Source organism: Glaciimonas sp. GG7, from assembly GCF_052976905.1.
Genome location: NZ_JBRIIQ010000039.1, coordinates 23885 through 35485 on the forward strand (window position 1 = coordinate 23885; position 11601 = coordinate 35485).

11 protein-coding genes are annotated in these 11601 nt (G+C 45.1%); 2 read left to right on the top strand and 9 right to left on the bottom strand.

All coding sequences use genetic code 11. The features are described from left to right. Positions 1-4: 4 nt before the first annotated feature. Positions 5-913: a LysR substrate-binding domain-containing protein gene (locus ACVBEF_RS11095; RefSeq protein WP_447124001.1), complete on the bottom strand. Its 909-nt coding sequence runs from the start codon at positions 911-913 to the stop codon at positions 5-7. Positions 914-1066: 153 nt separating this feature from the next. Here ACVBEF_RS11095 and ACVBEF_RS11100 point away from each other — a divergent pair, with 153 nt between their 5' ends. Beyond that, positions 1067-1684 (top strand): FMN-dependent NADH-azoreductase, encoded by a 618-nt coding sequence (locus tag ACVBEF_RS11100; RefSeq protein ID WP_447124002.1) that lies wholly within the window; start codon positions 1067-1069, stop codon positions 1682-1684. A 196-nt stretch (positions 1685-1880) separates the two neighbouring features. On the opposite strand, the gene leuA is transcribed toward ACVBEF_RS11100, so the two are convergent. The 6 genes from leuA to ACVBEF_RS11130 form a co-directional block, all read right to left on the bottom strand. Beyond that, positions 1881-3587 (bottom strand): 2-isopropylmalate synthase, encoded by a 1707-nt coding sequence (gene leuA, locus ACVBEF_RS11105; RefSeq protein WP_447124003.1) that lies wholly within the window; start codon positions 3585-3587, stop codon positions 1881-1883. A 558-nt stretch (positions 3588-4145) separates the two neighbouring features. Next, complete coding sequence (locus ACVBEF_RS11110; protein WP_447124004.1) at positions 4146-4286, bottom strand: DUF3096 domain-containing protein; 141 nt, start codon at positions 4284-4286, stop codon at positions 4146-4148. Between the two features lie 451 nt (positions 4287-4737). Continuing rightward, positions 4738-5085: a hypothetical protein gene (locus ACVBEF_RS11115; protein ID WP_447124005.1), complete on the bottom strand. Its 348-nt coding sequence runs from the start codon at positions 5083-5085 to the stop codon at positions 4738-4740. Between the two features lie 529 nt (positions 5086-5614). Further along, positions 5615-6019 carry a DoxX family protein gene (locus ACVBEF_RS11120; RefSeq protein ID WP_447124006.1) on the bottom strand — a complete coding sequence of 135 codons (405 nt, stop codon included), beginning with the start codon at positions 6017-6019 and terminating at the stop codon, positions 5615-5617. A gap of 231 nt (positions 6020-6250) precedes the next feature. Continuing rightward, positions 6251-6505, bottom strand: a complete 255-nt coding sequence (locus ACVBEF_RS11125; RefSeq protein WP_447124007.1) for a DUF1488 family protein — start codon at positions 6503-6505, stop codon at positions 6251-6253. A gap of 722 nt (positions 6506-7227) precedes the next feature. Beyond that, positions 7228-8289 carry an adenosine deaminase gene (locus ACVBEF_RS11130; protein WP_447124008.1) on the bottom strand — a complete coding sequence of 354 codons (1062 nt, stop codon included), beginning with the start codon at positions 8287-8289 and terminating at the stop codon, positions 7228-7230. A 219-nt stretch (positions 8290-8508) separates the two neighbouring features. Here ACVBEF_RS11130 and ACVBEF_RS11135 point away from each other — a divergent pair, with 219 nt between their 5' ends. Continuing rightward, positions 8509-8988: a GNAT family N-acetyltransferase gene (locus ACVBEF_RS11135; RefSeq protein WP_447124009.1), complete on the top strand. Its 480-nt coding sequence runs from the start codon at positions 8509-8511 to the stop codon at positions 8986-8988. Positions 8989-9152: 164 nt separating this feature from the next. On the opposite strand, the gene ACVBEF_RS11140 is transcribed toward ACVBEF_RS11135, so the two are convergent. Continuing rightward, a complete protein-coding gene (locus tag ACVBEF_RS11140; RefSeq protein ID WP_447124010.1) occupies positions 9153-9812 on the bottom strand; it encodes a response regulator in 660 nt (219 codons plus the stop codon). Between the two features lie 535 nt (positions 9813-10347). Further along, positions 10348-11601, bottom strand: a 1254-nt coding sequence (locus ACVBEF_RS11145) for an OmpA family protein (protein WP_447124011.1), incomplete at its 5' end; no start/stop codon positions are given.

Genomic DNA, 11601 nt, shown 5'->3' on the forward strand with positions numbered 1-11601 from the left:
TAGATTATGCGTTTGCCGGATGCTCCGACAAGTTCTCAATCAAAAAGTCGATAAAAACGCGCACGGCCGGAAGCAAGCCGCGTTGTGTCAGATACACCAGTTGCAACGAGCCGGAAGGCAGCGCCCAGTTGGGCAAGACGCGCACCAGTTCGCCGCTTGCTATTGCGTCTTCGGCATAGTTTGCTGGCAGCATCGTGATACCCAAGCCGCACAAGGCCGCATGTTTACGGATCGTAAAATCTTCGACTGCCAACCTCGGTTCTACTGTTAGCGTATGGCGTTCATTGTTGGGGCCAACCATCGGAAAGTGCGCACGTCGATCTTGACTGATGGCACCAAGAAAAGGGAATTTTGTCAGCGCCCGTGGGTGATCTGGCGTTGCGAATTGCTGCATTAAGGCAGGAGCTGCGACTAAATAGGCTTCGGTATGGCGCAGCCGTCGCGTCGCCAGATTCGGATCTTCCTCTTCTGGCGTTCGCACGCGCACAGCGATATCGATACCATCCTCGAGCAAATTGACACGCCGATTGGTCAGTACCAACTCAATACTGACACGTGGATAGCGGGCCAGGAAAACAGGCAGCGTTAGCGCTAGTTCGTCGCGTGCAATTGGTACAACACAACTTACCCGGACATGGCCGCTGGGCTCAGCCAACGAACTGGTGACGGCAACTTCCGCCGCTTCAGCAGCGGCCAAGACGAGCTGGCAGTGTTTGTAATAGCGACTACCAATATCGGTGAGTGCAATGCCGCGCGTATTGCGTTGCAATAAACGTACGCCGAGACGGGCTTCGAGTTCCGATATCCGGCGAGAAAGTCGCGATTTTGGGATGCCAAGACTGCGCCCGGCAGCGGTGAATCCACCCTGTTCGACGACATTGGCGAAGAAAAATAAGTCATTGAGGTCTTGCATGGTCGGCTTTCATTGTTCTATTTGCTGAACAATATATCTCAGTATTAACGACTAGTTCAACTTTGACCCTACGCGTAGGATGAGCGCTTAGTTAATTAGCTTAATGCGCCAGATGGCGTTACCAGAATCTCCTTTTATCTGAATGGAAACATCATGAAACTATTGCATATCGATTCAAGCATTCTCGGCGACGCCTCGGCTTCGCGCCAACTGACGCGCGAGGTGGTTGCCAATTTACAGTCGACCGAACCTGAAGTTGCGCTTGTGTATCGCGATTTGAGCAAAGATGTCACGGCGCATCTATCGGGCGGTACATTTGTCGCCAAGGGCACCCCGCTTGACCAACGCAGTGTGGCGCAGCAGGAAGAAGTTGCTTTGAGCGAAGCGATTTTGAGTGAGTTTATGGCGGCCGAGGTCATTGTGATCGGCGCGCCTATGTACAACTTTACTATCCCGACCCAACTCAAAGCATGGATCGATCAGATTTGTGTGGCTGGCGTGACCTTCCGTTATTCAGAAAGCGGTCCGGTTGGATTGGCAACAGGCAAGCGTGTCGTGATCGTGTCGACATCCGGCGGTAAACATGTTGGTATGCCCACCGGTATCGCCCATGTAGACTATCTGAAAGTAGTCTTTGGATTTTTAGGAATTACCGATGTTGAGGTGATTCGTGCGGAGGGCTTGAACTACGGTCCTGAGGCTAAAGATGCTGGCTTTGCTGCCGCACGCGCTAGCATTCATGCCATGACTTCTGCTGTTGCGTTGGCTTGAGATTAAAAAATCCTGAGTAATTGGCGGAGTTGCGTCAGATTGCCTGGGTACACATGAAAGCGCACGTCTTATTACTAAGACGTGCGCTTTGCCTTTTTCAGACCCTGAATATGCGGTACATAAACAAGGTTCAAACAAAAGGATGTCTTGGGATGACCAAGACAACCTTTGGTCGAATACGTGTGGTGAGCGCTTCTTATGCCGCGGCAGCGATCTGCACGATTTCCTGATTCGTCGCTACACCTGCGATATCGATTTGTCGATTGATTGCACTTAATACTGCTTTGAATGACGCCGTGACGATATTGGCGTCAATGCCAACGCCAAAGGCAGTCGGCGCGTCATTGAGTCGCAGCTCGATATAGCTGGCGGCTTGCGCATCGGCACCGGCGCTGATTGCGTGCTCATGGAAATCCATGAGTTTGACATCCAGTCCCAATGCGTCGACGAAGGCATCAATCGGACCATTTCCGGTTCCCTGCATTGTGTGCGGCTGGCCATCGAGCGTGATATCGATTTCTATCTGGATCGGCTCAGCTCGGCTTGAATCCTCGGTCATCCGATGGGCGCGATAGACGTACGGCGATTGTTTGTCGAGATATTCCTCTTTGAAGATGCGATAAATATCGCTTGAGGCGATTTCTTTGCCAGAAGAATCTGCGGCTTTCTGCACCGCCCGGCTGAATTCTATTTGCAAACGGCGCGGAAGTGTAAGGCCGTATTCCTGTTCCAGCAAATACGCCATTCCGCCTTTGCCGGATTGACTGTTGACGCGGATCACGGCGTCGTAACTACGGCCAAGATCAGCCGGATCGATAGGCAAGTAAGGGACTTCCCATACTGCATCGGCTTGTTGTACCGCAAAGCCCTTTTTAATTGCATCCTGGTGCGAACCGGAGAAGGCGGTAAAGACCAGATCGCCGACGTAAGGATGGCGTGGATGAACGGGAAGCTGGTTGCAGTCTTCAACGCATTGACGCACCGCATCGATGTCAGAGAAGTCGAGGCCAGGATTGACGCCTTGGGTGTATAAGTTCAACGCCAGCGTGACCAGATCAACGTTACCAGTGCGCTCGCCGTTACCGAATAAACAGCCTTCCACCCGATCCGCGCCAGCCATTACCGCTAACTCAGCGGCAGCAACGCCGGTGCCGCGATCATTGTGGGGATGGACGCTGATGATGACGGCGTCGCGATTCGCCAGATTGCGGTGCATCCACTCAATCTGATCGGCGTAGACATTGGGCGTGCTGCATTCGACAGTGGCGGGCAGGTTGAAAATAATTTTGCGTGTCGGACTCGCTTCCCAGGTTGCGGATACGGCGTCGCAAATATCTTTGGAAAAGTCCAGTTCAGTCATGCTGAAAGATTCTGGGGAGTATTCAAAGCGCCATTCTGTTTCTGGCATTGCGTCAGTCAGTTCTTTGACTAAGCGCGTCCCGGCGATGGCGATTTCCTTGATTTCATCACGCGACATTTTAAAGACGATTTTGCGAAATGCCGGAGCGACTGAATTGTACAGATGGACTATCGCTTGCTTTGCACCTTTGAGTGAGTCAACTGTGCGGCGTATCAATTCCTCACGGGCTTGCGTGAGGACGATGATTGTGACGTCGTCGGGGATGCGATTTTCTTCAATTAATTTGCGTACAAAATCAAAATCGGTCTGGGACGCAGACGGAAATCCGACTTCGATCTCTTTCAAACCTACTTGAATGAGTAATTCAAAAAAACGCAGTTTGCGCTCAGCATCCATCGGCTCGATCAGTGCTTGATTGCCGTCGCGTAAATCGGTACTCATCCAGATTGGCGGCGCGCTGATAATCTGATCCGGCCATGTACGGTCGGTCAATGGAATTGGCGGAAACGGGCGATATTTGGTAGCAGGATTTTGCAACATCATGATGAGCCTTTAATCTTTAGTAAATCTGATGAAAATGGTGTGACGCTGTGGTGGCGAAAAGGCTGTCTGACTGCCACTTGAAAATTAACGCGAGGCCAGGCAACCGATCGGTAGCAGTCGTAGTCGGGAAAGTAGTATCAGCGAATGTGAACAGGCAAGACAGATGCATCTGGCTGAGATCGACTTAAAGAGGGATGAGTTGAAATGCATTTAATCTTATTTTTCAAAAATTGAGGTCTATTTCCAGACTCTCTGTTTTATGACGTTGGATTTTATTTTAGCTAACTGGTTAGAGTGTTGCATTTTGTCAGTTGCACCCCGTTAGTGCGGGGCCGAGATTACAGTGCGCGTAGTAGCGATAGCGCTAGTAGCGGCAGCAGTAGCAAAAACGCTGGCAGGGTGCCAGGAGTTCGCAACAGAGAGAGGGACTTAAGTTTTGCGGAGGACATCTGACTAATGTAGAAGATTTACGCTAACCCTGTCAAGCAATTATGACAAGATCCGACCATGTTGCAATTCGGATACTCTGTGGAGTTTATTTAATCGCAATAGAAAATATTATCTGGTGCCGAATAGCCCGATTAAACCAATAACGATGAGATATAACGCAATGATGTAATTGAGGAGACGGGGAATCGCCAGAATTAATATCCCAGCTATCAAAGAAACAATAGGAGTCAGGTGTAGGCCGATATTCATGTTGTTCTCCTCAAAGTGCGTTGAAATACTTTTCGCGTGGAAAGTAGTAATTAGAAGTAGGAATAAACCGTGATTAGTAACAATATATATTATATTTTTGACTGCATGTGTCTGCAGTAGGAGGGCTGGATATTATGTTGTAGGACTAGGATGATATTGCTGCAGATTAAAGAGGATGCAAAAAAGATCGGCTTGGCTATAAACTGTATTGGGATAAGATACCATTACAGAGTGGCAGTATGGCTAATGCCGATCAGACACGTACAACCGTCTAATGCGTTCGATCTATGTGATTTTTGTATTACTATCGGACAGTGGTGCGGCTAATAGTTGATACATCTGGCACGTAATGAATACTAGACGGCGTTACTCCCTTCCCGGGGAATTCGTTTACTCCATGTTTTCAACGACGACGTTGCGTTATCCCTTGTCAGCACTCTACATCCTGCGTTCAATCGGCACGTACGCCTGAAATCAATCGCGCTATAAAAGTAGACGCTGAGCGCGGCGTCTTAGGTGTCGCCCTCTCCGCTACCAATGCCCATTGTTCTGATAATTGCTGACAAGTTGCCCTCAATACAGGATTTAAACTTGGTAAGTCTGCCAATGTGCGCAAATGGTATTCAATCGTTGCCGCTGATTGCACGCAAGCCGTTTCGTGATTGCGCGTGTTGTACTGTGAGATACGCTGTAATACAGCTGATACCAGCAGTTCTGGCGATATATTGCTAGCATTAATGTTAATTAAAATGGTATTTGATGATGCTGTCGAGGTTGTGGATCCCACTGAGTTAGTCAAGACGGACTCCTTGTCAGTTTGTCTGGTATTCAATGCTGATAATGATTCTCATTTGTATTATTGTCCGTTGGCTATCTGAAAGCAAGTAAATGTTTTTTATTTGCTGACGACAATAATCTTGGGAACGGTAGTTAGGCTGGCACGTGTATGTGTTTTTCCGGCTTTCTGGAAAGGCGCGACGATGTGGCAGACTTGATTTTTCAAGGAGGAGCCACGACGCTGGGCAACCGGAAAAGCGCGCAATCGTGCTGTTAGCGTCGTAACCAGAAATGTGACTGTATAGCCTGACAAAATATTCAATTCATTCAATCGTTTATAGATACCCTGAAGCGATCAACTGCCGTTTCAAGGTTGAATCGAAACATCTGTTTTTATTCGTTAGTTTGGAAATGGTGGTCGAGATCAGAAAAGTAGGCTCAGGACAGCTCACTGGTTGGTAATAGAGGGGTGTTGTACTAGTAGTTCATTGGTGCGATCTACTCTGCCAGCCATTTATTTCAAACTGGTATGCTGCGAGTTTCTATGGCTTTTAATTCCATCGTCCGTTATCACCGCCGATACTTAAGCGCCCAGCACCTAACAATAAAATCGCTACAGCAGTAAATAGGAAAAACCCTTGCAATTCCAGTCCCCAACCACCTGTACTGGATAATGTCATCATTTGTTTGCTATGGACTAGTGCAAACGCAAACAACATATTAACAACTACAATTAATGCGCCAACGCGGGTCCAAATTCCTAGTAGTATCATCAATGGTGCTATCACCTCGCCCACATACACTAGATATCCCAACGCAGGAGGTAAACCAGCGTTGCTAATTAACCCAACAATATAACCAGGGCCATTAATAATTTTTGAAATTCCGTGAAAAAGAATCAATATCGCTAAGGTTGCACGGAGTATGAATTTACCAAAATCATCAGTAGTTTTCATATTATTCCTTTATCTATATTGGTTTATAGAGCCGTTACGCATTGATGAGTATCAATGAGAAAATTCCGCTATTCGTTGGTAAGCAAGCCTGCATATCGTTTATACGTCGTTACCTCTCCTTGCCGTACAGTCGTACTATCTGCGTCGGTGCGCCTAGTCTAAACAACTATGTAGGCATGCTTAATAGCGTTAAGGCATTTACGCGCTGTATCAGTTTATCTTTTGTTAAAGCTAGCGAAAATACCCGCTACTAACAACGACCGGTACGCCAGCGACACCTGCGTTAATAACACGACGAGCAACGCCCTCTATTTTGGTTTGAAATGCTCTATAAGTATTCAATAAATCTAGTTTTGGGTCTTTTGAGTGCGATAGATCTGCAAGCGTCGAAGCAGGTACGAGGCATTGATAGTGCTTATAGTTCACTATGACTGAAAAGAGAATGCCGGCACGCGTCAGGCGCGGTGGAGCTAGTTCATTGTCCATCGTGATCTCCCAGATGCAGTTGCGTATGCCGATATGACCAAATGCATTGCTTGGTGATCCTGGTTGCGCTGCCAGACAATGTTTTTTGTACTTTTTTTATCTTGCGCGAAAAATCACGCGCTAGCAAGAATCTAGTGAAAATAAGTTGAATTTCCAATAATTTTATTTCTGCATGAAAATTAATCGGTATAGTTGTTCGATCATTTTTATTAATTATGACCGATGCAGTGGTATCACAGACTATCGTGGCGTATTTTTACGTTGTATTAGGCTTATTTTTTGATTACATGGGGTTTTGTATGGGCAAGTTTTACCGCTAAATTTTTTTCGAATTCCTTCTCTTCCAGAGGTAATAAAGTTAGATGAAAGCAATGGAAATGATTTCAGGGCCCTTTTTTAATTATCCAACTAGCGAGTTCGCCAAAATAGCGTGTCAATTTTTTAGTAAGTTGATAGCCTGTTTCTTTGTCGTTCATATGGCATCCTTATAATTTATGCATTTTTGAGATGAGTGGTTTGATCAAAATCATTCATAGTTATGCGTTTTATTAATAACAGGTATTCGAATAATCAAGCATACATTTGAAAGATTTCTCGCTATAGTTATATCTGTCTCCTCCAACACCTCCTAAGGTTTGGATTCAGCCCGCAACCGAAAGGTCATGCGGGCTTTTTTTTTGAGTACGTCTAGCCGGACGCACATTAACTCACCCCAAAGTGAGTTAATGTGACATGCAATAACTGTCCAGTTTCTGTAGAAAACGCTGTTTTTCTACAGGAGGTAAAAAACTGGCTTCGAAGCTATTGCGAGTCAACTGGACTAATTCAGTACGACTAAGTTGTAACGATTCTGCGACTGCTAGATAGTTGGCGTTCATATAACCACCAAAATAAGCAGGATCATCTGAGTTTATTGTTACCGCGATCCCCGCATGTAGCAAACGCGCAAGGTTGTGATCGGCCATGTTGTCAACTACGCGCAATTTGAGATTCGACAATGGGCATACAGTCAGTGGCGTTCTTTCCTGTGCCAGTCGTAGCATCAGTGCAGGATCCTCTTCGCTTCTAACACCGTGGTCAATACGTTCAACCTGGAGCAAATCCAGCGAGTTTCGTACATATTCTGGTGGGCCCTCTTCACCAGCATGCGCGACCGTATGAAAACCGAGTTGTCGGCAGCGCGCGAATACTTTGGCGAACTTTTCCGGTGGATTACCGCGCTCAGCAGAGTCAAGACCAATCCCAATCCATAGATCACGATATTGCTCACGCAATGGCAGTGCTATTTCCAGTGTGGCAAATGCATCTTCTTCAGAAAGGTGACGTAAAAACGACATAATCATTGCACTGCTAAAGCCATCTTCCTGCCGCGCCTCACGTAAAGCGCGTGCAATACCTGAGAACACAATATCAATACCGATTCCGCGCTCGGTATGGGTTTGTGGATCAAAGAATATTTCAGCGTGAAGTACATTGTCAGTACGACAGTGCGCAATGTAAGCAGCAGTCATTTCATAAAAATCTTGTTCGGTTTGCAGTACTTTGGCACCTGCATAATAAAGATCTAAAAATGATTGCAGATCGTTGAAGGCGTAAGCGGCACGCAATTCATCGATAGTTTGATACGACAATTTAACCTGATTACGTTGCGCCAACGCGAACAGTAACTCTGGCTCAAGGGTGCCTTCAATATGTAAATGCAATTCCGCCTTTGGCAAACCTTCGATAAATGATTTTAGATCAGCAGTAAGTACGAGCGCGTGAGTGGTTTCGGCAGTGTTCATATTAGGTTTTCATGTGATGGGGACTTGAGCTTTCGTAGTGTTTTTAGGGAGTCATCTAAAAAGATCACTCATACTTGCTCGGTCATATTGATAACAAATGTTTGAATTATGCGGAAGTTTTATATTGAATGGTTGCCTAATAATTTTACAGAGTCGCGGCAGAGCCTGAACTACAGTGTTAAATTAAATACTATTTAATTACTTTTGGACAAAAAACAGATGATAGAAATAGTGAGTGCCGATTTAAGCAACCTTCAGCATACCCAAGCAGTAGTTGGTTTACTAAATGCGTATGCAACAGATCCGATGGGGGGAAATGACCCATTATCTGAATTTGTGAAAGAAAATTTGATTAGTGAGTTCAAAAAGCGCGCTACGATTCGGCCAATACTCGCTTTTGTGGATGGTGAGCCAGCGGGGCTGGCGATTTGCATTGATGGTTTTTCGACATTTTCGTGTCGGCCACTACTAAATATTCATGATTTGGCCGTCGTTGAAAAATTTCGGGGACAAGGTATTGGCCGAAAATTGATCGAGTACGTTGCGCATTTTGCGAAGGAGCTTGGTTATTGCAAAGTTACTCTTGAAGTATTGGAAGGGAATATACGTGCGCATAGCCTTTATAAGTCCTGCGGTTTCGTTGGCTATGAATTAAATCCAGAAATGGGAAAAGCTATGTGTCTCCAGCACAAATTCTAACGTCAAGCATATTTACTTATTCAAATTTTTTTAGAAGTAAGAAGTAAGAGGTAGCCTCGAACTCCTTACTTCATGATTAATAGTTCACCGTCAGTGTAGATAATAATATTTTATACAAGATTGCGGGATATTAAACTGACAACCTTATGTTTCTTCAGCATCGATTAATATAGATGTTCATCTAATCCATTCTCTGCAAAGTAACGCATTAACTGAAGGTCGGTCTCCAATTTTAATTTCTCCATAGCTGAACGTTTGTGATGACTAATAGTTTTGATGCTGCGATGTAGGAGTTTGGATATTTCACTGGCAGAAGCTCCTCTAGAAAGGCAGCGTAATATTTCAATTTCACGAGCCGATAAACTTGGTTTGTTATCAATATCTTCGGCAGTAACAAATTGGCGCATCTTCATTAGTTCTGCGCTACTTCGCGCTAAGAATATTACGCCATTGAAAGCTTGGATGATCGCTTTTGTGATTTCCGTGTTACCACTATCTTTACTTACGATCCCACGAACTCCCAAAGCTAGCAGTGCGCTATATAACGGTGCTTTTTTCATCGCTGTAAGTACAACCACGGCTATCGCCGGAAATTGAATGCGTATCTGGCGGATCATTTCTAGTCCATCAACCTGGTTCTCAATGGGCATCGAAAAGTCTGTTACTAAGACATCGCATTCGCATTTACCGAGTGTTTCAAAAAGTGAGTTGGGGCTGAGTGCCAGGCCGCTCACGATCATATTTGAGCACTGCTCAACTAGTGCCTTAACTCCTGAAAGAGTTACAGGATGATCATCTGCAATGACGACGCGAATCTTGTTCATTAATACATGTCTCACCATGGAAATACTCTCCGATTTAACCATAAATTTAAAATGTAACCTTGGGTTTTATTTTCAAATTGCATTTGGTGTGCATTCAAAAATGACTCTTTAATATGATTTCGAGTCATTAAATATTTGAAATATCACTTCAAAAAAACAATGGCATATGTAAGTGAAAAAATGAAAATTTTATGTTAGTGATTTTTGTATGATCCTTAATTTTTAGTGGTTAGTAAATTACTTTTTACAAAGTAATTGCGTTTGGATATCTTGATATGGTTAATATTTCCATTTAAAAGATATGAGTGGAACTTTATCTTTAGTATCGCTTCTTAGATATGAGATTTTTCTTTAAGTGATCTTGAGATATCTATTTAATGTCTCAGAATAAACTGGGTGATTAGATAAATCGTTAAATATTGATGTTATTAATGAGAATGGACTCAATTTCAACCCAATTAAGGCTTACTGGTGACGACAATGTATTGTTGAAGTTTGAGTAAGTCCCACAAATGAATTTCATGGAATCTATCTTTCAGTTCGTTACTTTGTTGTGTATGACAGGAGGTTCGCGCACTTCTGGATTGGTGGTCGTATCTTTTGATAGCAGGGTAATGTCCACACGGCGGTTGTTAGCGCGAGATATTTCATTACGATTGTCGGTGATCGGGCGACTATCACCATATCCTTGTATAGCGAAGTGTGTAATCGGAAAGTTAGAGTTCTTGACGAACCAGTCGCGTACTGCGCGGGCGCGTGCTTCCGATAGAGTGATATTGCTGTCGGGATTGCCTATGTTGTCGGTATGCCCGGCGATGAGCACGGTTTTTGCTGCGTTCGCCTGAAGTTTTTCTAATGCTTGATGTAGTAGTGGCGTCGCATCGGTTTTGAGCATGGCTTTTCCGGTGTCAAACAATAATATCGAATTGAGGGTGAAGCTGTTGGTTTCAGCAGACCGATAGTTTGCAATTACATTTTCAATTAACGGTAAAAAAATCATGCCGCGATACAAGCCTCCACTCAGATGAATGGGTATCCCCATCGATGATATCTCCTGTAATTGAGCTTGGTCTCGTATTAACGTTTGCAGTGCCTTACGTTTTTCATCGGATCTGATGTCAGGCGTTTTCCAGTAAATATCCAAGTTACGCGCGAGGCGTGTGATGAACTGTTGGTTGTTCCAAGTTGAGGTAGTTAAGGCCAGGCACAACACTATCATGACTAGCCAAGCGGCTTTGTAGCCGTCACACCATGACGGGACGACGTGGCGTCCACCATCGTTAGGTTCATCTGGCAACGGTAGTGGTAAAAAATTGGGTAAAGGCAGCGGGGAAATGGGATATGTCGTCAATATTGGCTGGAGGCCTGTTTTGGCGGTTATCCAAGATGTCCATGCACCAGAATGGGAGTGGCTTGCTACGTCTGCCAGTATTACGCCAGATGGTGTGAGAGGCGCGGTACGTGTGAACGTAGTCAGTGTCGTTATGAGCGCGGTATCGTTGAGCCATTCCAGCAGTGCTTGCGCCAAAATATTTCGTTTGACATCTATCGGACATAAAGAGGATAAAACACTGTGTTCAAGCCGTTGTTTAGTCTTCTGTATACTACTTTGTAGATCGTGGTGACTGCGAGGAATATTGACTAAATCTGAGACCTCACTAATCCAAGTGGCCATAGCTGGCGCATATAGACCGCGTTGACCCGCTAACTGAGCATAGACTGCAACATAGCAGGGTAGTTTGTAATCAAGATGATTAGTTATGCCACTTAATGCGCGTTGCCATTGCGC

Coding starts and splice junctions, on each gene's coding strand:
- ACVBEF_RS11095 (WP_447124001.1), bottom strand. CDS start 913: ATGCAAGACCTCAATGACTTATTTTTCTTCGCCAATGTCGTCGAACAG.
- ACVBEF_RS11100 (WP_447124002.1), top strand. CDS start 1,067: ATGAAACTATTGCATATCGATTCAAGCATTCTCGGCGACGCCTCGGCT.
- leuA (WP_447124003.1), bottom strand. CDS start 3,587: ATGATGTTGCAAAATCCTGCTACCAAATATCGCCCGTTTCCGCCAATT.
- ACVBEF_RS11110 (WP_447124004.1), bottom strand. CDS start 4,286: ATGAATATCGGCCTACACCTGACTCCTATTGTTTCTTTGATAGCTGGG.
- ACVBEF_RS11120 (WP_447124006.1), bottom strand. CDS start 6,019: ATGAAAACTACTGATGATTTTGGTAAATTCATACTCCGTGCAACCTTA.
- ACVBEF_RS11125 (WP_447124007.1), bottom strand. CDS start 6,505: ATGGACAATGAACTAGCTCCACCGCGCCTGACGCGTGCCGGCATTCTC.
- ACVBEF_RS11130 (WP_447124008.1), bottom strand. CDS start 8,289: ATGAACACTGCCGAAACCACTCACGCGCTCGTACTTACTGCTGATCTA.
- ACVBEF_RS11135 (WP_447124009.1), top strand. CDS start 8,509: ATGATAGAAATAGTGAGTGCCGATTTAAGCAACCTTCAGCATACCCAA.
- ACVBEF_RS11140 (WP_447124010.1), bottom strand. CDS start 9,812: ATGAACAAGATTCGCGTCGTCATTGCAGATGATCATCCTGTAACTCTT.